Consider the following 22,054-nt stretch of genomic DNA (forward strand, 5'->3'; position numbering starts at 1 on the left):
AGCAGCTGCCAGCGATCAGCAGCTACTATATATAGAAGGGAGTTTTTATTCGAATAATCGATTACTTGATCTTAGACTTCGCATCTTTCCACTGCTTGTTCATATCGGTCATCATCTTCTCGAAGTCTTTGCCTGCCATCATGTCTTGACCCATCTTCTTCACGTCAAACTTCGTCGCAGACTCAATTTTCTTGTACGTTTCGTTCGTACCTGCATACACGACATAATTCACATCTACACCCTCATATGCCGCTTTAAAGGTAGCACCTAGATCGATGTTAATATCCTTCATTGTGGAGGCGATCTTAGATTCCGTCATAAGCTTCGTGTACCAGTCTTTACTGAAGTACCATTCCAAGAACTCCTTCGCTTCTTGCTGGTTCTTCGAAACTTTAGGGATCGTGTAGAACGAATCCACCATCGTGATGGTGTTTAGCTTATCGGTTTCCTTCTCTCTGACAGGTAGTAAGAACGTGCCGATATCGCTCATGTCGCCGTTCATCATTTTCTCAACATCGGATACGAACCATTGTCCGGAAGCGATCATTGCACCTTGTTTCGCGCCGAATGCTGCTTTCGCTTGATCCCAACCGATCCCTAGTGGATCTTTGCCCATGACTTTAGCATCGTACAATTTCTTAATCTTCGTATAGGATTTGTAGAATGGCTGGTCCTTGGAGAATGGCTCATCGACTGCCGCCATCGAGTTCCAGATATGACCGTCGCCGCCTTCAAGAGCTGGCATGAACTCGTTGAACGGATAATCCGGCCAACCGTCTTTTCCACCCATCAGGATCGGTGTGTACTTGCCACTAGCCTTAATTTTCTGAGCGGTTTCGATGAATTGATCCCATGTCTTTGGAACTTGAAGGTTCAGCTCTGTGAACACACTTTTTCTGTACCATACGAACTCGTTAAAGCGATCTTGCGGAATACCGTACACTTTACCGTCAATGGCATATTCTTTGGCAAACAAGTTATTCTGCGTTGCTTTTAGGTCATCAAGTGGAATGATGTTATCCTTGAAATTCAAGAGCCAACCTGGTTTAAGTGGTAGAATGTCTGGCAGTTCACTCGCTGCATTGCGAATTTTCATCGTATTCTCGAACTCGGTGTCTTTCAGAAGCTCAAGCTCAATCGTGACGTTCGGCTTCACTTTCTTGTATTCTTCAACTAACTTTAATTTTGTAAAAATATCTTGTGTGATTGTTGACCAGATAGGGAATTTGAGTGTAACCGGTTTGGCTGTAGGTGCTTGCGAAGGCTGCTGCGATGCTGGTGCTGCGGAAGGTGTTGCCGCTTCTGGACTCGTTGTAGCTGCTGTATCTGTCTTTGAACCGCAAGCAGCAAGTCCTGCACCCATTGTCATTGCTAGTGCTCCGATCAAAAGCTTCTTCGTCACAACTAATTGTTTCATTTCGTAATCCCCCTTACAAGAATCATGCTTTTGTATGATACATCCCAATAATAGCGCTTACATGGATTTCTCTGTAATGATCTATTTTTCGATTCCATGATCATTTATTCGATTTACCTTGTTGCACGGGAAAATCGAAATCAGACCTTGCGCGTGGCAAGGTCTGATCTTAGAAGTTAGTCGTAGGGTGTATAGGGATAAGTGATCATACACGATTTAATTCAAGTAAAAAGAGTATCAGCTTGTCACGGTTAGGACAGCATCGTACCCATGCGGCGAGCTGCTTCGAGCAGAGTCGGCGCGTACGCCTGCATCATCTCAGGTGTCAGGCGGTTCGCCGGGCCTGACACTGCAATTGCCGCAGCGAGCTTACCGCTGCGTCCGAGAACCGGCGCGGCAATCGCCGCAGCGCCGGGCTCGCGCTCTTCAAAGGATGTGGCGAAGCCCATCCTGTGGGTCTCCCGCAGCTGCTGCAGATAGGAGTCTCGGTCGAACCCAGGGGTCGACCGCTCCGCTTCCTGCAGCACCTGCGCCTGCACCGCCTCGTCGGCGTAGGCGGTGAGCACTTTGCTCGATGCCCCAACGAAGAGGGGCATCCGTGCCCCCACCGGTGCAACACGCCGGATGGCGTGGTTACTTTGCACCGCTTGGATGCGAACGCGCTCCATACTGTCGCGTAAGTATAGCGATACCGTTTCGCCGATCACATCGCGCAGACGCTCCATCTCCGGCAGCAAGATGGCGCCAAGATCATCGCCCTGCGATAAATTCGCTGACAGTTCCCATAGACTAAAGCCCAAGCGATATTTATCGCTTGCCGCATCTCGAATTAAGAATCCTTTCCCTTCAAGAGAAGCGAGCAAGCGATGAACCGTACTCTTATGTAAATCCACACGCTGTGAAATTTCCGTTAATGACAGCTCATGAACGTGAGTAAAGCATAACAAAATATCCAAGGCCCGCTCTACAGCACGAACCGTTAATTTACCATCTTCCATTTCATCATCACCCTCGATATTGTTTCACCATATGAAACACAGTTTCTTATAGTATAACTGAAAATGGAAAGGATCGTAAATAGCAGATTGTATCATTTAACCCAATTGAGCATGATTTTGTAGTGTAACAACAGGCGAATTAGCCCCATGCAGTTCGAAGATCACAATCTCATTCTCACCTTCGCGCAAGAGTGGTGCAGGTACGTAAAGTGTCTGCTGCGGTCCAACCTCCCAATAACGTCCCAAGTTAAAGCCATTGACGTAGGCAACGCCTTTCGTCCAGCCTTCAAGCTTTAGGTAAGTGTCCCCAATCTCTCCCACATGGAAAGTACCTTTATAGAAGGTTGGCTGGTAATGTGAGGCAGGACTATTTTCACTATAAGATAAGGCACTTAGATCCGTTAATGGCAGCGAATGAATCGTCCAATCGAACAAGAACTGATAGCCATAACGCACACCCTCGGTAATGCCCTTCGAATCTCTAAGACGCGGTCCATAATTCACTCTACCCATGTTCTCGACGAGCAATTGCAGGGTCGCACCCTCAGGTGGCACTGTAAGCTTCACTTCTCCTTCTGGATTCCAACTCTCTATAACACCTCGATACTGACCATCTAAGAACACAAGCGCACGGTCGCGCACTTCTTGAATATTGAGCTTCAGCTCTTCTCTTGGCCCAGATAATTTGGTTGTATACAAAATAAATCCGTAATCCTGACCGAGTGCCTCCATCGTCTCCGGACAAGTGCGCTGAACAGGCGTAGAAAGTACATCTAACGAATTGAACAAGCCAGCCTGCGCAGTCATCTGAACTTCGCCATAACTACGCTTTGGCATCTGCTCAGGAAGCTGTAACTCAGGTACATCGACATACTTACGAATGACATCACGCACTTTAAAGTATTTATCTGTAGGCTCACCCGATTCATCCAGCAGTACATCATAATCATAACTCGTAATCGTCGGTTCATATTTGGTGGAATAATTCGCACCGTTATAGAAGCCGAAATTCGTTCCACCGTGGAACATATAGAAGTTAACAGAAGCGCCTGCAGCCAGCATCGTCTCGAATATTTGCGCGACGTCATCCGCATCACGTGTATGGTGCTTCTCACCCCAGTGATCAAACCAGCCATTCCAGTATTCCATACACATCAGAGGTTGATCGGGTTGATACGCTTGTAACTTCTCGAATGCCTCTACAGGTCTGGAGCCGAAATTCACCGTTTCCAATACACCTGGCACCATACCACCTTGCAGCATAATATCCTCAGGGCCATCGGATGTGAATAGCAATACATCAATACCACGACTAATCATACTTTCTTTTAAATGGGTTAAATATTTCACGTCGTTCCCATAGCTGCCATACTCATTCTCAATCTGCATCGCAATAATCGGTCCGCCATTTGTGCAGAGCAGCGGAACTAATTTAGGTAGTAGCACATCATAGTAAGCATCTACATGATTGAGGAATGGCTTGTGGTAGCAGCGAAGACGCATTCCTGGATCTTCAAGTAACCATGCTGGCAAACCCCCGAATTCCCACTCTGCACAAATATATGGGCTTGGACGCACGATTACATGTAGACCTAGATCACCTGCAATCTCAACAAACCGAACTAAATTCGCAATCCCTTCAAAGTTAAACTGCCCTTTTTGCGGCTCATGAATGTTCCACGCCACATAGGTCTCTACCGTATTAAATCCGCAAGCTTTAAGCTTTAGCAGTCGATCCGCCCAATACTCAGGCAACACCCGGAAATAATGAATAGCACCTGAAATAAGCTGTACAGGCTTACCGTTACTTACAAAATGTTTCCCTTCGATACCAAATGTGTTCATTCGATTCGCTCCTTTATGATTTAAATGAATGATCTATCTTACCTTAGCCTTCAGCTACTCGAGATAGCTTCGAAGAAGCCTTCACTAACACACAATCTGACCGGAGAGTCGACATGCATAACAATCTTCGGCCTGCTGCAAGTTCTGCTGGAGAGATTAAACACAGATCCGGATCTTCTTGAACGACCGTTCCAGATCCAACGGTATATATACAAGTACGACACGTTCCATTACGGCAGGAAAAAGGAATCTTCACCCCTTGCCGAATCGCAGCATCGAGCACTAATTCATTTGATTCCACGGTAAACACTTCTCCTGTTGCCTCAAGCCTCGCCTTGTAATCAGCCATGATGTCTCGCCTCGATCTCAGCAATTTTCTGCTGAATTCTTGACATAAACGGCTCGTAATCCCACTGCTCTTGACGCTCTTGCCACCAGGCACGCCATCGGTTCAATGTCTCTTCCTTCTTCGCTTCAAGCAGCTCCATATCGCCACCTAATCGGTGTAATGTCCACTTGTACCCATAAGCAAGGTGAATGCTTTCATCCGCCCAGTCATAGTCAAAATCCTGCGAGCTTGCGGTATCGCCTTCTTCTTCAAAATCCTTCTTCAGTCCGCTCTTCCAAGCTGGACCACTTGTTTCAAGGGTATGAAGTAGGGCTAGTAGATTGAGTTCACCGTGAGCTGCTTGTGATGCGTAATGATCCCCATAGACGGGTACATCCACACCAATCTCAAATCCCCATGCTTTCAATCGTCTCTCGCCCATTAACGCATGACGGCATTCGTCATACGCCCATCTCGAACAATCAAGATAAAATTCCCACGGCATGTCATTCCACTTCCAAAGTACAGTCGCTGGCACTTCTGCCGCCCAAATTTCATTCACATGGTTAATCCCTTGCCATACTTGACGCTCGATGAAGTTACGTGGCTCACGTGGTGGCATATGGTATTTTGCAGGTAGAAACCTTGGATCCCGTACGGGCTCAATCGGCAAAGTATATACAGGACGCTGTGGCAGACTTGTAGGGATCGCGGATCCTGTCTTCTCACCAAGTAAGCCACCCATTTCGCTTAAACATGCTGTCAATGCTTGCCCCCAAGTGGTCACTTCTGGACGGTCAAAATGCTCGAGCCTCGAATATATTTTTAATATTTCGTTAATTTGATCTCGAGCTTCCTGTACAAAGCGTGGTAAGAATGCGAATGTCGGTGCATCAACGAGATCATCAATTTCTTTGAGATAATCTTCATAAGCAATCACAAGTTGTACCTTCGTTACAAGAAACACACCTTGTACCAACTCTGCATCATTGGCAGCCAATATTAACGTCTGCAAATAACTTTGAAGCGGTGCATAATGCTTCTGATCTACATCCCGACGTGGATAACGCATCTCAAGCACCCGTGTCCGTAACATATCTGCTCTTTGAGCGTCCTGCCACAATAAACGCGGTATGCTTTTTTTCAACTCCCAATTCGAAGCACTGACCAAATAACCAGCTAACGTGCGCATCGTCTCTCTTTCTACCAAGTACATCTTTTTCAACATATCGGATGCTTCATCAACCGTTCTTCTGCCCGGATTGCCCATTACAATTGTTTGATTTGCCATTAGGTATTCCTCCCTAACATGACTTCACAACCTTCATGTCTTCATCCTAGCATCGAATAAGCAAGCTAACCATTTCAGATCGTCCTGAATTTTTATATAATTGTAGTTAAGATGGATATGACATTAAGATAAAGGGGTCGTTAATGGGGATGGATAACTTATTTATCTTAGACAATTTATATAGCGCGATTCGACTTCCAGGAATTGAATATGCCAAGCAGCTTGCTGGTTGGACGTATCCGAATCATCGACATCCTTTCTTCGAATACATCGTCTGTGTCGAGGGTGTGATCCATCAATGGGTCAGTGGACAACTGTATGTCTTGTATCCAGGCGATGGCATTATCATTGGGTCTGACATGTTTCATCAGATGGAGATGATGGAGGATTGCTCATTCTTCGTCTTTCATTTTGACGTGGAACAAAGTGATATTCATGCCATTTTCCAAATGTCCGCTCACCCTATCATTCGACATGCAGAATATCCAGAGCTGTACGAGCGTGTGCGTCAATTCTTAACCGCGTATGGCGAGCATTTGCGGCTCATTAGTCGAGGTAGTCCCTTAAGCAATAAAGTGCTCTCATCCCAACACGACATTCGTGTTCAGATGGAGCACTCCATTAAGCTGCTTCATATTCATTCTAGCCTGCTCGAATTAGTCGGGATGCTGGCAAGCTGGTTCTTACAAGCCAAAGAAGGGCAATTAACCCTCGCGCAAGTGAAGCCGTCCCAACTCAAGCTTGCTCGCGAAGCCGCCTATTGGATCGAAGAGCATCTCTTGGACGAAGTACGAATGAGTCTGCTTGCCAAACACTTAAACGTTCATCGCACCCATCTGCATCATTGCTTCAAAAGTGTATATGGCACCTCGCCAAGTGACTTTCTACGTCATGTACGAATTCGCGAAGCGAAATTACTGCTCACTACAACCGATTGGAGTATGGAGAAAATTGCCCTAACCTTGCGCTTCTCTTCATCTGCTCATTTCAGTCGAGCGTTCCGCAGCGTCGTCGGTATGCCACCGCTTCAATTCAGGCAACATGCCAAGGAGAAGTAGTCCCTTACTTCCTTTAGACTCGATACTTCTCCCGATACTGCCCTGGTGTAATACCTTCACTCTTCTTAAAGATTCGAACCAGATAAGAGGCTTGATAACTAAGCTGTTCAGCAATTTCACCTACTTTCAGATCAGTCGTTACGAGCATTTCTTTACATCGATTGAGTCGTACGGTGGTGACATAATCAATGAAATTAACCCCCATTACCTGCTTGAACGCTTTACTCAGCTTATACGGACTTATCTGATATTCATCAGCGTAATATTCAAGGGAATAATCGTGCATATAAGCGCTGTGAATACGATCGACCACTTGATCGACGATGTCCTTCGTTGATGTATTGTAATGGGTCGATATTGCTTCGATATACGGCTTAATGATTCTTACCTCGAACCACTTCACCATCTGGTCAGGCTTGCGAATCTGCATGAATTCCTCGTAGACGTGTACACCTTCATAGAGGGAATATGGATTCATGCCTGACTTCAGAATCGTATCGTGTATACTGCCGAGCAACTTCATCATCCCTTGATGGATGTATAGATGCGTACCAATACTTGCTTGCAGGGCAGCAATATAACGCTCGATCTGCTGCATCGCTTCTACTTGTTGTCCCATCCTTAGCGACTGCACAATATCCCTCTCAATTTCAAAAGGAAACTGCACGGCCTGCTCCCCATTTGGAATTAAGTCCTTCACTGCAAGTATTTGATGGGAAACATTCATATCTCGATAGCGCCACGTCTTCTGCGTCTCGTCCACTAAATCTGGAAGCTCTGCAAAAACTTCTGTCATGTTGCTAACAACGATCGTCGTATTGCTGCGAAGCAGCTCACGAATAACACGATTCATTTCCTCCGCGAGTTCCAATAAAAGCTGATCATGTTCCTCCATAGAGCAATCGGCATTCAGCACGATCATCGCACCGATTGTTGAATCCTGATAGTCCGTCACATTTACATATACCGCCCTCTGCAAGCACAACTCTTCCACAATGTTCGATGCCCCGAAGTTAATTAGTTGCTCCGTATGACTTGCGAACTGCTGATCCGCATCTGTCATCCCATGGATCTGAATGAACAAGTACGCAAATCGCTTCGAAGTAATGTCCCATTCCAATTGCTGCATTCGACTAATGAAATCTTCTTCCCGCCAATGCTTGAAATTGCCATGTTTGAATTGGAGTAAGAAACTTGCACGTAAGGCAGGAATCGCATCATGGATTTGATTACGCAGTACTTGTCTCTCATCTAGGCTTAATTTCCACTGCTTTTCGATAAATTGAATTTCATCCTCATCCCATTCCGTGTCAGGTTCGCCTTTGGACGGTTGGAATATCGCAAGTAAGCGACTTAGCGGATTATAGATACGTTTGGAAGCAAACCATGCGAGTAGTAAAGCAACGGTAAGTCCGATTGAGCTAATGATGAGAATCGTGCGGGTGATGTCAGTAACAGGTTGTAGAATTCGATTCACAGGTGTTGCGGATGCATATACCCATTCATTACCGAATCGCTGCAACTTGCCGTAGGATACCGAGTAGTTCATCTTTTGATCTTGATAAATAAAAGAATTTCTATCTAGATTTTGCTGCATAATCTGCTTAAAAATGGGCTCCGTCATGTTCATATCCTGATTTTCGTTGTATCGATTCGTAAGGGAGGTCGCAGCCTGTCCTTTTTGATTCATGAGAAAAGAAATCCCTGTGCCTGTCGTCTTCTTCTGCACAAGTTTATCAAGCGTCGACTGATCGATATAAATAAGAAACATGCCGTAAGGGGATTGTGTAACCGATTGAGATAACTTGATCACAAGCATGTGGGAATTAAAATTCGTGTTTTTCAAGTTCTGCATCGGATACATCCAGAACAATTTGCGAGGCTCTGCAAGCAGAGCATTATAAATATCCAGCTCGCTTTCATTCACAATACTGTTAACTCCGTATTCGTCGCTGATGAGTTTGCGGGGTTCTTTTAAATATAAGGACACATGGTGAATCAGTGGATTGGCATTGCGAAGTAAGGAGAGTGAACGGAATAGTTCATTGGTTTGAACGAATTGCTGCGGGAAATCAAGCTGACTTATTGTCTCGTCAAATCCCGGATTGAACCCTAATTGCGCAGAGAACAGCTCTAATTGGGATAAATAATCGTCAAAATGCTGAATCGTCTCGTTCACCTGAAGTTGATGCGAATGATTAAGCTCACTCACAATCTGCTTGCTCCCTGTGTAGTAAATTCCGATACTGATCAGGGCGATTGGCAGGCAAGTAATGAAGAGGACAAGCATAAGACTGTTCCGGTAAAAAGAACCCCGACGCGACGATTGCTTCATCAGAAATTGCTTCAACGTCATCACCTTTTCTCGTCCAAGTTTGTATTTCATATCGTAATGGATACGCTAAAAACTTACAATAACAAGAAATTACTATCGCCGGAAATGCGTATACAAAAACGGACAATTGAAGGAAATAACAGGCTTCCCTACAATAAAAACATTCATTCCCCCACCATTAAGTATCAGATTGGAGATGAGCCAAGCAGATGGTAACCAAGCGATCAGGCGTAGAACAAATTCGGATGGAACTATGGAAAAACAAATACTTATACTTACTCGCGCTTCCAGGTCTCATCTATTTTTTCATTTTCAAATTCATTCCGATTGGCTGGCTGCCGATGGCTTTTCAGAACTACTCCCCCTATTTAGGTATCTTAAAAAGTGAATGGGTCGGTTTTGAGCACTTCGCACGATTTTTCGGTAATGAAGATTTCATCATCCTACTGCGGAACACGCTTGCAATCAGCTTCTTTAATCTCCTATTCTTCTTCCCGCTTCCGATCATCCTTGCCCTCATGTTAAACGAACTTAAGAATATGGTGTTTAAACGTTTCGTGCAGTCTATTATTTACATCCCTCACTTCCTATCATGGGTCATCATCTATGGTCTAACTTACCTCATGTTATCGAAATCCGAAGGACTCATTAACAAGATCATCGCAGCAGCCGACTTTGCTCGCATCGACTTCCTCACAACGCCGAATTTCTTCTGGGGACTCGTTACTGCACAAGTCATGTGGAAAGAAGCGGGCTGGGGCACGATTATATTCCTTGCCGCGATTTCCGGGGTCGATCAACAGCTATATGAAGCTGCCAAAGTTGATGGTGCAGGGCGCTTCAGACAGATGTGGCACATCACGCTTCCCGCCATTCGCAACGTCATCATCATCTTGTTCATTCTTCAATTGGGGTCTGTGCTCGATACAGGCTTTGAACAAATTTACTTGATGACGAACGGCGCTGTCTCACAAGTTGCCGATGTGTTTGATACGTATGTATTCCGTGTGGGTATTAAACAAGGTCAATTCAGCTACAGCGCAGCAATTGGGCTGTTCAAGTCAATCGTTGGCATCATCCTCATCTTCCTCGTCAATTACGGGGCTAAGCGTTCAGGAGAAGAAGGCGTATTCTAATTCACTTAATGGAGGCTATCGATATGAAATCTAATTGGGGTGATCGCACCTTTCGGGTCGTAAATGCTGGGTTTCTCATCCTATTCACAGTCATCTCGTTTTTTCCGATCTATTTTACAGTTGTCCTATCGTTCACAGACCCCGTCGAATACTATCAGAAGCCTTTAATCCTTTTTCCTGAAAAATGGTCCTTCGATGCTTATCACCACTTGCTCAGCAACAGCAACATTCTCAAAGCGCTTCAGGTTAGCGGATTTCTCGCTTCCGTCGGTACACTGCTGAGCCTACTCGTCACATCCGGCATTGCTTATGCAATCTCACGAAAACGACTCAAATACCGCCGCGTTATTATGTTAATTATCCTGTTTACTATTATATTCACACCGGGACTCATTCCCTCTTATATGGTCGTTCGAGAGATGGGGTTAATTGATAGCATCTGGGCACTCATCGTCCCTACAATTACAAGTGGCTGGTACGTTCTGCTCATGAAGGGATTCTTCGACAGTCTGCCGGAGAGCTTGGAAGAGGCAGCATTCATTGATGGTGCAAATGACATTCGCATCTTCTTCAGCATCGTGCTCCCCCTATCCCTACCTGCACTTGTCGCCTTCGGTCTGTTCTATGCGGTCGGCTACTGGAACACGTTCTTCAACGCACTGATGTACATGAATAGCCCTGAGAAATGGCCGCTACAAGTCCTGTTGCAAAACATGCTGGTCGATCCTTCTGCCTCCATTGACGGTGCGGCCGCGATGCGTGCTACGAAGAAAATGCCCACTGAGACACTCAAGATGGCTGCCGTTGTCATTACGACATTGCCGATTATGTTGGTGTATCCATTCTTACAGAAACATTTTGCCAAGGGAGCGTTAATTGGTTCTGTAAAAGGATGATTACATAAAATCAATTATGATGGAGGGGCTACTATGATCATAAACAAGAAAATGAAGCATTCCCTTGTTTGCCTGACCTTACTTGGAACTATCGTGCTGCCAGCATGTTCTTCCAAGGAGGCGTCGACAACTACTTCACCTGCTGCTACATCTGATTCTACGGCTAAATCTACCGACACCCCGAAGCAAGAAGCTCCAACTGACATCAGCATCGAAGTCATTAACTATGCAGATACGTTCGTCGATGAGAATAACCCCTTATGGAAAGAAATTGAGAAACGGACCAATACCAAGCTCAAGATCAACTGGCTCTCTGCTAACACGTACGACGACAAAATTAACGTCCTCTTGGCATCAGGTGACTTGCCTGATCTGACGTATGTTGATGACTCCAATACGAAACAGCCCAGAGAATTAATCAGCCAAGGTGTGTTCTGGGACTTAACGCCGTTTATTAAAGACTACCCGAACTTAAATCGTCCTGAAATGAAGGATGCTTGGGCGAATACGAAGGTTAATGGCAAGAACTATTCCGTACCACGCTACTTCCCAACTGCCGGTGGAGGCGTATTCCCTCAATTGCGTCAAGACTGGCTCGATCAATTGGGACTTAAAGTACCGGAAAATATGGATGAGTTCTTTAACGTGCTTAAGAAATTTAAAGAAGCCGATCCAGCTGGAGGCGGCAAGACGGTACCTTTCTCCACAAGTGCCGATTATATTGTCTGGGTGAATGGCATTTTCAATGAGACACAAGGCGTATGGAAACTGAAAGAAGACGGGAAGCTTTATGCGACCATGACGCAACCTGGTTCACGCGAAGGATTGCTATGGATCAAGAAGGCCTATGATGCTGGTCTCTTTCCACAGGACTTTGCGATCTTGAAACTGACTCAAATTATGGATCTCGTTAAGAGTGGGAATTCTGGAGGATTCGCCGTATCTATGGCGCAATCTTGGATCAATACCGAGCCGATTCGCAAAACCAACCCGAAAGCCGAGGTATTACCACTGCCCTACCTTGCCAGCCCGAATGGTGTGAAGTTTGCCCCTTCCAACTCTGGATTCTATGGTGAGTTCTTCATTCCTAAAAAAGTGCCAGAAGCCAAAGTAAAGAAAATTCTAGAGTTCTTGAATTGGGGCTATGGTAAAGAAGGCAATGAAATGGCATTCTTCGGTATTCCAGGCGTTCATTACAAAGAAGAAGGTGGTAAGAAAATACCGACTGAGCAAGCAGCTAAAGATTTAGTTGGCGACAGCAACATGAACTCCCTCTTCCTGCTCGTCAATCCAGACATGAACATCCAATCGATTGGGGTTCCAGAAGATTTTTACGCGAAGCAGAAGAAAATTCTCGATGGGCGCTCAGCTGTTAAGACACCGAAGCCAGCCGAGGGCTTGCTCTACTCCGAAGCCTACAATACGTACTACCCTGACTTTAATAAAAAAGTGCTCGATATGCGAACAAAAGTCATTTTGGGGCACCAGAAAATTGAGGATTTTGACGCTCTAATTAAAAAGGTTAAGAATGATCCAAACTTCCTGAAGATGGAGAAAGAAATTAACGAAGACTACGCGAAGAAAATGGCGAAGTAGTAAGTGAGATCGATAATAGGATTTGAAAAAATGAAATAGATATGCAAATAGGTAAGAGACTTTGGAGTAGATCCGAAGTCTCTTACCTACGTATAAAGTACCTTATCCTAGTAACGATGTACGATGTCGAGCAGAGTATTGCTTGTTGTATGTTTTATACCCAGAACCGATTGCGTGCGATCACTTCAACCAGACGCTCCATATCTGCTGGATGTACATCACCGATATTGCCGATGCGGAAAGTATCCGCTGCCGATATTTTACCTGGATAAATAACGAAGCCTTCCTCTTTAAGCCTGTTATATAACTCCTTAAACGTAAAGTTGGAGCTATCTGGATAACGGAATGCGGTAATAATCGGAGATTGAACATCTCTCGTAAGCAGCGTCTGTAATCCGAGCCCCTCCATCACTTCGACGAGAATACGTTGATTAAGCGTATAGCGCTCCTCACGTGCTGCAATGCCGCCTTCTTCTTCGAGCTCTATGAGTGCTTGATGGAATGCCCGTACCACGTGAGTTGGCGATGTGAAGCGCCATTTGCCCCCTTGTTTCTCCATCGTTGCCCATTGATCATACAAATCGAGTGACACCGAGCGCGCCTGCCCTGCGCACACCTCTAAAGAAGTTCTTTTTGCCACTATAAACCCGAATCCCGGTACGCCTTGAATGCATTTGTTCGCCGAAGAGATAAGGAAATCGATCCCGAGCTCCGTCACATCCATCTGCACCCCACCGAACGAACTCATCGCATCAACAATCAAGACTTTATCGTGGCGCTTCACAACTTCAGATAGTGCTGCAAGTGGATTAAGAATGCCTGTTGTCGTCTCACAGTGGACAAATGCGACATGCGTAATACTAGTGTCTGCTTCTAGTGTTGCCTCTAGATCCTCACATGTAGCCGGACTTACCTCGCCAAAATGCACGACTGTCGTCGCAATCCCTAGCACTTCTGCCATTTGCGCAATACGCTGACCGTAAGCACCATTCACCAGTACGAGTAGCTTACCCGTCTTCGGAATAACGGACCCGATCACCGACTCCACACTGAATGATCCACTGCCTTGCATAAGAACGGCTGTATAATCATCAGTTTGCGGTGTGGCAAGACTCACCAGCTTCTGACGAACTTCTTGCACAAGATTGTTGTAATCATCATCCCACGTACACCAGTCCCGCATCATCGCGCCTTTTACAGTAGGGGTCGTGCTAAGTGGCCCTGGAGTCAGCAGTACATACGGATTGTCTTGTCTGATTGCCGTGATCATCACTTACACCTCACCTTGTTTTTGTAAAATAGGCTGCTCGCCTCGTGCCAATCGCTCATTAATCGCTGTTACGACTTGATCTAGCTCACCAATCGACTCGATCACATAATCAGCGCCTTCGCGAAGGAATGACGTACGGATCGCTTCTAATTGCTGTTGCAATTGTGTGCGTCCTTCTTCAGTCGCTTCAAGCGCTGTCACTTCCTCTTCCGTTAAGCCAAGCTCATTGCTGCCCTTCAGAACGCCGACTGTCCATACGCCTGCGTTTACCCCTTCCCCAATGTCCACGATCGTATCGCCGCACTTCACGACTGCAGCAAGCGGGTAAACACCAAGCTCCATCGTATTGCGATAGATCATCCAAGGATACGGTCTGCCTCCTGGCACTTCATTAGGCGTCACGACATAATCAGGTGCATAGCCAAGCTCACGTGCTTTCGGCTCGACTACATCCATCATCTCACGTGTGTAGCCTGTTGAAGAACCGATCTTAATGCCCTGATCACGTAAACGTGCAATCATCTCAAGTGAACCTGGAATCGGTGCTACATAGTTATGCAAAATAGCAAACAAGCTTGGCTCGAACACTTCATACAGCTCGTCCACATCAGTTTCTTCCGGTTTACGATCATATTTATCGACCCACATCTGCTCAATACGAGGCATTTGCAGCATCGTACGCAGGTGGTCTTTCTTAAGCATACCCATCGGTTTGCGTACTTCTTCATTCGTAACTTCTAGTTCACGACTTGCGAACACTTCCTTAAAAGCCGCAACGGGTGCAAAACAACCATAATCGACAACAGTTCCTGCCCAATCCAAAATAACACCTTGTACCTTCACTTGCTGCACACTCCTTCTATGATCTGCATTTGTTGATCTACATTTGACGATCTACATTTTATGGGAAGTATTCTGCCAAGCCTCTGTCCGTTTGCGCAAATTACGCGTTACGACTTCATATAAGATTCGGACGAGAATATTCGTAACGAGAATGAGCAAAGACATCGCTGCTGCAGGGGCAATATCTCCCGCATCATCCATATTCACAATGGCTACAGAAGCTAGCTTAAAATCTGCCGCATACAAGAACACAACTGCTGAGATCGTTACCATCGCATTCACGAAGAAGTACGAAGCAATCTCCAAGATCGCAGGCAACGACATCGGAACCGTTACTCGGAAAAATGTTTTGTAGAATGGCACTCGCATCGATTCAGAGACCAATTCAAATTCTTTGTCAAGCTTCTTCAGAGCGGTTGTGGCTGTGATAAACGGTACCGAGTAAAAATGTACGATATTCGCAAGTACAATGATGATCGCTGTGCCATAAATCGCATGCAGTGGATTGTCTGGGTTATTAAAGAAGAAGATATACGCAAGTCCAATGACCATACCCGGCAACGCCAGTGGAATGATGGACAAGAAATAACCGACCTGACGCAAACCGCGCCAAAACCTTATTTTTTCAATGAGATAAGCAAATCCGAAAGTGAGCATCGTCCCGATAACCGCGGTATAAATGGACACGGTCAGTGAGTTCCAGAACGGGGTTAGCCCCTCACCCGCTGTCTGTGTGAAGTCAAAATGCTTCCATGTGAGTGATAACTGATACGGCCAAACTTTGATAAAGGCTGCTAATATAACGGTTAGATTAAGTATGAGGATCAGAGTGACGATTAGGATGCAATATACGTAACTAAGTGTATCTCGCATGCGACCGTCTTGAATCCGATACGGTGTCGATTTCGCCGTAATACGTGCACTCTGCTTACGCTCTACGAATCGATCCACGATAAAAGCAAGTAGTGCGGGTAACGTAAGGAGAATGCCGACTGTTGCGCCCATTCCCATATTCTGCTGACCCACCACTTGCTTATAAATATCCGTTGCCAGGACATTAAATTGTCCACCTACTACCTTCGGTGCCCCAAAGTCCGTGAATGAGATTGTGAAGCAAACAAATATCGCGCTAACGAGTCCGTATTTCATATTCGGCAGCGTTACTGTCGCAAATTTACGAAGCTGACCTGCGCCTAGTGTCTCTGCCGCTTCATAAAGACGATTATCTGACACCGCAAGTGCAACACTTAAGATCAAGAATGCCTGTGGGAACGCATAGATCACTTCGGAGATAATAATGCCTGTCGCTCCATACAGCCCAATATCCCAAGAGAAAGGCAATGCGCCAAAAAAGCCCGTTGTGATTAGCCCCTGCTTGCCGAATAAATACGTTAGCGCAATCCCGTGCATCATCGTCGGTGCGAATAAAGGCAGAAGTGCGATGTAACGAAACAGCATCTTGCCCCGAATTTGAGATCGGTTAATGGCATAAGCAAAGGCAAATGCCAAGATAACTGTAATAACGGTCGTAACGGACGAGATATATAACGTGTTGTTAAAAGATTGCGCAAGCGCAGGTGTATCAAAGTAATGAATAAAGTTACTTATTCCGATAAATTGACCATTCTCATCTGTAAAAGCTTTGCTAAATAGGCCGTACAGAGGCAATAAGATGCTTACAAACAAGATGACAATCATGATGACCATTAGTAAGGTTTGCAGCCATTGATCGCCGCCTCGCCTTTGACGTACTGATTTTCCACCTATCATTGCTATTCATTCAGCTCCTCATGTCAAATGCCTGCTAGTTCGCCATTGCTTCTGCTTCAAATTCCAATACACGCTCCATCGGCAACTCCAGTGATAGTTGCTGATTTTTCGAGAGCCCAAGCCCTTGTGATACATGAATGGACAGATCAACTGTCATCACATGATCCGTTAACTCTTCTTGTTCATTGAGCATTTGCAACATGACACGATTGAAAGGACCTCTAAATTCGACATGGCGAACAAGGGCATTCACGCTGTTAGGCGTACCTGCTTCGACGACACGTATATGTTCGGGGCGCACTGCATACATCCCTTGATCCTGCGCCTTGCCACGTAGGCGTGTACCCGGAAAGAAGTTAATTGCTCCTATAAAATCAGCTACGAACGGAGTTGCTGGCTTCTCATATACCTCTTGCGGAGAGCCGATTTGCACGATATTGGCATGATTCATCACAACAATCCGATCCGCTAGTGTCAGCGCTTCTTCTTGATCGTGTGTCACCATAATCGTCGTGATGCCTATCTTCTCTTGCAATTGACGTAATTCTTGACGCAGCTTCAGACGTACCTTCGCATCAAGTGCTGACAAGGGCTCATCAAGCAATAAGAAATCTGGCTCTAAGGCAAGGGCGCGTGCAAGGGCAATACGCTGCTGCTGTCCGCCTGATAGTTGAGCAGGATAACGGTCGTGAACATGCGCTAAGCCAACAAGCTCCAGTACTTCGCGTACTTTTGCATCCACGTCTTTTTTGCTCATTTTTCGACCCTTTAGACCATAAGCAATGTTGTCATAAGCCGTTAAGTTCGGGAATAACGCATACGATTGGAACACCATCCCGAAGTTGCGTTTAGCTGGAGGTAAACCTGTGATATCTTGACCTGCAAGATGAATTCGACCTGTATTGGGCATCTCAAGTCCTGCCAGAATTCGAAGTAAAGTCGTCTTGCCGCAGCCACTTGGGCCAAGCAAGCATACAAATTCACTTTGGTTGATATTAAGCTCAATATGATTTAATGCGGTAAAGGAACCGAATGATTTGGAAATGTGTTGGATCGATAAAAAGGGTTGCGTCATCACTTACCTCTCCTTTATAAAAAAATAACAATTCGTTAATTAAAATATAGGGAGGAAGTGTTAAGAGGGGGTAAAGTTGGTATTAAGATATTGTTGAGTGTGGTGGGAAGAGCATCTCACTGCGTGGAAGCCTAGTACTTCGGTCTCCGTGAAATCGTGAACTCTGAATTGATGTTATGGTATGTTCACTCTTTCAAAGTCGAACGCTCCGCTCCTACAGTACTAGGCTTCCCCTCCGTTCGATCTCTCTACATTCCTCCCCAGGTGGAGGCAGGCAGAAAAGAATGAGCGAATGAAGCAGTTTCACGGCATTCGCTAAACCAACTTAATTTAATTAATTTAAGTCAAACCACACAAAAAAAGCCGAGCAGGATGACCTGCTCGGCTTGATAATAACGTTTATAACTATTGAAATTATCACTATTCTTTGATTAAAGATAAGAACTCGGCGCGCAGATTGGAGTCTGTGCGGAATTGGCCGCGTACGCCGGAAGTGATGGTTTTGCTGCCTGGTTTCTTGACGCCACGTGCGCACATGCACAAGTGCTCGCCTTCAACGACAACCATTACACCTTGCGGGTTTAATACTTTCTCCAAGATGTCCGCGATCTCAGAAGTGATACGCTCTTGAACTTGCAGTCTGCGTGTTACGGCTTCAACTAAACGCGCAAATTTACTCAGTCCTGTGATTTTACCGCTTGGCAGGTAGCCGATATGAATTTTACCGAAGAACGGTGCCATATGGTGTTCGCATTGGCTGTAGTACACGATGTCTTTAACAATGACCAGCTCTTCATGCTGTTCGTCGAAAGTTACACCTAGTACGTCTTCCACGTCTGCGCTATACCCTGCAAAAATTTCCTCATACATGCGAGTTACACGTGCTGGTGTATCTAGTAGGCCTTCACGGTCTGGATTTTCCCCGATTAAACGTAAAATTTCACGAATATGTGATTCGATCTGTTCCCGATTATTTCCTACATACTCATTCTTGTATTCTTTAGCTGGCATCTGCCATTCCTCCCCCAACAACCATATAAACATAATGATGTGCAGACAATTGCTTGTTGCCGCATGCCTACACATCATTGTGTTACTTATTTAAACTTTTGTTTTTTCATCATACCTTGCATTTTATTCATTTGCTGCTTATTAAGATTGTATCCCATTTGTTTTGCCATTTTTTGAATCATCTCTGGATCGTTCTGCATTTTTTCCATCTGTTTACGTAAGTAGAATACGCCGATGAAGAATCCGCCTGCTAGTCCTACAATTAGGGCTAGGACGATAAATAACCAAGTCATACCGCAATCCCTCCGAAAGCTACAATAATGTTAAATTTTAAACACATCATACCATGCTATCCTACCATTCTCAAATAGCAATATTTATCGTAGTGGGGTGTGTAAAAAAAGTTTGGGACACTTCAAAGATCAAGAACACTTCGGTCTCCGTGAAATCGTGAACTCTGAATTGATTATATGGTATGTTCACTCCTTCAAAGTCGAACGCTCCGCTCCTACAGTGCTCCTGTTCTTTTTCGTTAAGATTTTTTTACACACCTTATGTGAGGACATCCTCAACGAAGACGGTAGTATGCTTGGAGAGATCGACTTCGGTAACATCCATATCACGACCGCCGTCGCTTTTGACGATACGGATGACAGGACGACCAGGTAAACCACGGTGTTGACCGACGACTACGCCGGTTTCTTTGGTGGATAGACGAACGGATGAACCTGTTGAATAGATCGACACGGTCTTAAGGAAATGAATCAACACATCCCGATCCAGCATCGTATTCGACCAGCCCATCATATGCTCACAAGCCTCATGCGGCAGCATGTTCTTCCCATCTATTTGATTAAACAATAAGTTATCATAAGCATTTGCAACGGCAACAATCTTAGCGTAGAGATGAATGTCCTCACCGATTAAGCGACGTGGCTTACCTGTACCATCGATGGCTTCATGATGCTGGAATGCGCAGTGTGCGATGAGCAGTGAATATTCCCGTTTACTTTTCAACAACTCATAACCACGCCACGTGTGATGAAGCTTTACATCCTGGGCTTCATCATCTGCAGTTCCATCGACTTTGCCGACATCATGCAAGAGTGCACCTGTGGCAAGTTCCTTCAACTGCAAAGAATTCAGTTCCATCGAAATCCCAATTAGTGTAGACATCATACACACATTCAGTGCATGTACGTACATCTCATTATCTTTGGAACGAATGTCAGTTAGCTGGAGCAAAATATCTTTATTCTTCAACAACTCATCTAGCATTCGTTCAATAGACTGCGACAAAGTGCGCGTATTTAACTCCTTACCTGAACGAAGGGATTCGAACGTATCCCCCATCTGTTTCATAACAACTTGCTTCGTTTCATCGGATACAACATCTTCAATCACAACGTCTTGGTAATTCGGATCTTTAATATATACCATCGTTACGCCAATTCGACGCAGCGTCGTAATCATATACACCGTTAGTTGTACGCCTTCAGACAGTAGTACTACGCCATTGCTAGTAAAAATCGTTCTTCCTAAATATTGTCCTGACTCTACAGCGTCAATATGCACATATCTCATAGGACCAACCTCCCAGAGATTATGTCGGCTTTTTTGAAGGTAAATGTTATGGATATGGATTATTTCCCTACAATACTTCCTTTAATATTCAATTTCTCAATCTGTTCAGGTGTGTAATCTTTAATCTTGTTATTAGCAGGTACACCTTTGAGAGTAATGTTATATTTTTGGCTAATATAATCAGTAAGCTTCTCAAAATCCTGTTCTTTCAAATCCACTAGATTCTTCTTGCCCTTAATCTGCCCCAAGATATAACCGATCGTCTCCCCTGCAAGTGAAGTGTTGGGCTGAATCCGCGCACTACCGAATGCAATTGCCGATGCACCTACATTCTTGCCTGCTACAATGACGTTGCTGTATCCCTTGGTCATGAATGAGCGTAGCGGCATCCCGTATTTATCAGGTTTAGCAATTGTCTTGCCCCAAACTTGAGATTGGATACCTTGTAAATCGATTGAATAGCCCGCGATACTCACATCATCCCAGTGCATTGTACCTGACATCAGATCAGATGCTTGCAGCACATAGTTCGTCTCATAACGATCCGAATCCCGGATATACAGATAAGGTGTCGCCTCATTTAGCTCCGCCTTCTCCCAGCCTGGCAATGTTTCACGTAGATGTTTCACAACATGTTCGGATTCCGATTGCCCTAATTCAACACTATCCTTAATGCTTGCTGGGTCACTCGGATTTACACCGAAGACAAGTAACGCATTAATCGCTGCTTCACCATTGAGCATATTGATCGTGTTCAATCCTCGTAAGTATACTTTCTCGTTAGTCGGTTTATAACTTCGTCCAATGTTACCGAACCCATAAGTAAAAGTATGACTTACATTCGTGTTACCACCATACTTCTCATCCCGCTTTTCCTTACTCAGTGCATTCACTTGTTTATCAAATTGTTCCCAGTTCACGTTCTTGAACTTCATCATATAAGTGGCCGCCATGTGCTCTTTATTCTTACTTCCAAAGAAGGTTTCAATTCCCGGAATTTGTTCCACGCCTAGCTGACTTGTGAGAGCTGCGAAATCCGTATTTTCAACAAAATATGAAGCCGTTATATGCTTCTTCTCTCCTGATACCGTCTCATATGCGATAGACTTTACTTGCTTAGGAGATTTAATAGAATCGATCTCGATGTCCGTCACACGAATACCCGATTCAACTTGGATGCCTTCGAGTAGAGATTCATAGTATTTCTGAAAATCTGCCGACTTACGAATCGTGCCTTTCTTGTATTCATCAAAAAGATGCTTCACGCGCCCTTGCAGGAGCGACTTCCCTTGATCATCAAATGGCTCGTCTAGATAAAGCATTTGCCCTTGAATGAGCTGACCGCCTAGGTGCTCCCGAGGGTCAAGAATCGTAACAGAGAGCCCCTCATCCTTGGCAGCTCGTGCCAAGTAGACACCTTCAATCTCGGAACCGATAATCACTACATCAGTAGTAGGTAAGTTCGCATGATCTTCCTGCGTCGGTTTGGTTGTATTTTCACATGCCATAAGTACGAACACCAATAGCAACGATACGAATATTACACTTCTCTTACTCCATCTATTCTTCATTCATTAATTCTCCATTCTAAATTCTGATTC

At 45.0% G+C, this 22,054-nt stretch carries 18 protein-coding genes; 4 read left to right on the top strand and 14 right to left on the bottom strand.

What is annotated here, in order from left to right:
* Positions 1-61: 61 nt before the first annotated feature.
* The 5 genes from NV379_RS10395 to NV379_RS10415 all read right to left on the bottom strand — a co-directional run bounded on the left by NV379_RS10395 (position 62) and on the right by NV379_RS10415 (position 5,879).
* On the bottom strand, positions 62-1,417 hold the full coding sequence (locus tag NV379_RS10395; protein ID WP_258207245.1) for an ABC transporter substrate-binding protein: 1,356 nt from the start codon (positions 1,415-1,417) through the stop codon (positions 62-64).
* Positions 1,418-1,668: 251 nt separating this feature from the next.
* On the bottom strand, positions 1,669-2,415 hold the full coding sequence (locus tag NV379_RS10400) for an IclR family transcriptional regulator (RefSeq protein WP_258207246.1): 747 nt from the start codon (positions 2,413-2,415) through the stop codon (positions 1,669-1,671).
* A 96-nt stretch (positions 2,416-2,511) separates the two neighbouring features.
* The gene (locus NV379_RS10405) at positions 2,512-4,260 is read right to left on the bottom strand and encodes a glycoside hydrolase family 35 protein (protein ID WP_258207247.1); all 1,749 of its coding nucleotides are present in this window, start codon (positions 4,258-4,260) and stop codon (positions 2,512-2,514) included.
* 43 nt (positions 4,261-4,303) lie between these two features.
* Entirely contained in the window at positions 4,304-4,609 is a 306-nt protein-coding gene (locus NV379_RS10410; RefSeq protein WP_258207248.1) for a 2Fe-2S iron-sulfur cluster-binding protein, read from the bottom strand.
* A complete protein-coding gene (locus tag NV379_RS10415) occupies positions 4,602-5,879 on the bottom strand; it encodes a DUF455 family protein (RefSeq protein ID WP_258207249.1) in 1,278 nt (425 codons plus the stop codon). The genes NV379_RS10410 and NV379_RS10415 overlap by 8 nt, the downstream gene beginning before the upstream one ends.
* Positions 5,880-6,028: 149 nt before the next feature.
* On the opposite strand from NV379_RS10415, the gene NV379_RS10420 reads away from it, so the two are divergent.
* The gene (locus tag NV379_RS10420) at positions 6,029-6,937 is read left to right on the top strand and encodes a helix-turn-helix transcriptional regulator (protein ID WP_258207250.1); all 909 of its coding nucleotides are present in this window, start codon (positions 6,029-6,031) and stop codon (positions 6,935-6,937) included.
* Between the two features lie 13 nt (positions 6,938-6,950).
* Here NV379_RS10420 and NV379_RS10425 read toward each other — a convergent pair whose 3' ends face one another.
* Positions 6,951-9,272: a helix-turn-helix transcriptional regulator gene (locus NV379_RS10425; RefSeq protein WP_258207251.1), complete on the bottom strand. Its 2,322-nt coding sequence runs from the start codon at positions 9,270-9,272 to the stop codon at positions 6,951-6,953.
* A 209-nt stretch (positions 9,273-9,481) separates the two neighbouring features.
* On the opposite strand from NV379_RS10425, the gene NV379_RS10430 reads away from it, so the two are divergent.
* Genes NV379_RS10430 through NV379_RS10440 form a run of 3 tightly spaced genes read left to right on the top strand, consistent with a single transcriptional unit; the run spans position 9,482 to position 12,900 of the window.
* Positions 9,482-10,408 (top strand): ABC transporter permease, encoded by a 927-nt coding sequence (locus NV379_RS10430; RefSeq protein ID WP_258207252.1) that lies wholly within the window; start codon positions 9,482-9,484, stop codon positions 10,406-10,408.
* A gap of 23 nt (positions 10,409-10,431) precedes the next feature.
* Positions 10,432-11,304 (top strand): carbohydrate ABC transporter permease, encoded by an 873-nt coding sequence (locus NV379_RS10435; protein WP_258207253.1) that lies wholly within the window; start codon positions 10,432-10,434, stop codon positions 11,302-11,304.
* Between the two features lie 33 nt (positions 11,305-11,337).
* Positions 11,338-12,900 (top strand): extracellular solute-binding protein, encoded by a 1,563-nt coding sequence (locus NV379_RS10440; RefSeq protein WP_258207254.1) that lies wholly within the window; start codon positions 11,338-11,340, stop codon positions 12,898-12,900.
* Positions 12,901-13,054: 154 nt separating this feature from the next.
* Here the strand turns inward: NV379_RS10440 and phnW are convergent, their stop codons facing one another.
* The 8 genes from phnW to NV379_RS10480 all read right to left on the bottom strand — a co-directional run bounded on the left by phnW (position 13,055) and on the right by NV379_RS10480 (position 22,024).
* Positions 13,055-14,170, bottom strand: a complete 1,116-nt coding sequence (phnW, locus tag NV379_RS10445; RefSeq protein ID WP_258207255.1) for a 2-aminoethylphosphonate--pyruvate transaminase — start codon at positions 14,168-14,170, stop codon at positions 13,055-13,057.
* Between the two features lie 3 nt (positions 14,171-14,173).
* Positions 14,174-15,022: a phosphonoacetaldehyde hydrolase gene (phnX, locus tag NV379_RS10450; protein ID WP_308860275.1), complete on the bottom strand. Its 849-nt coding sequence runs from the start codon at positions 15,020-15,022 to the stop codon at positions 14,174-14,176.
* 42 nt (positions 15,023-15,064) lie between these two features.
* A complete protein-coding gene (locus NV379_RS10455) occupies positions 15,065-16,783 on the bottom strand; it encodes a putative 2-aminoethylphosphonate ABC transporter permease subunit (RefSeq protein WP_258207257.1) in 1,719 nt (572 codons plus the stop codon).
* 34 nt (positions 16,784-16,817) lie between these two features.
* Complete coding sequence (locus NV379_RS10460; protein WP_258207258.1) at positions 16,818-17,858, bottom strand: putative 2-aminoethylphosphonate ABC transporter ATP-binding protein; 1,041 nt, start codon at positions 17,856-17,858, stop codon at positions 16,818-16,820.
* A 420-nt stretch (positions 17,859-18,278) separates the two neighbouring features.
* Entirely contained in the window at positions 18,279-18,869 is a 591-nt protein-coding gene (gene folE, locus NV379_RS10465; protein WP_258207259.1) for a GTP cyclohydrolase I FolE, read from the bottom strand.
* Between the two features lie 86 nt (positions 18,870-18,955).
* Positions 18,956-19,162, bottom strand: coding sequence for a YneF family protein (locus NV379_RS10470; RefSeq protein WP_258207260.1), 207 nt, complete (start codon positions 19,160-19,162; stop codon positions 18,956-18,958).
* A 259-nt stretch (positions 19,163-19,421) separates the two neighbouring features.
* Complete coding sequence (locus NV379_RS10475; RefSeq protein ID WP_258207261.1) at positions 19,422-20,453, bottom strand: HD-GYP domain-containing protein; 1,032 nt, start codon at positions 20,451-20,453, stop codon at positions 19,422-19,424.
* A 59-nt stretch (positions 20,454-20,512) separates the two neighbouring features.
* The gene (locus NV379_RS10480) at positions 20,513-22,024 is read right to left on the bottom strand and encodes an FAD-dependent oxidoreductase (protein ID WP_258207262.1); all 1,512 of its coding nucleotides are present in this window, start codon (positions 22,022-22,024) and stop codon (positions 20,513-20,515) included.
* Positions 22,025-22,054 lie beyond the last annotated feature (30 nt).

This window comes from Paenibacillus radicibacter (assembly GCF_024721995.1).
GTDB classification, from domain to species: Bacteria; Bacillota; Bacilli; order Paenibacillales; family NBRC-103111; genus Paenibacillus_AM; species Paenibacillus_AM radicibacter.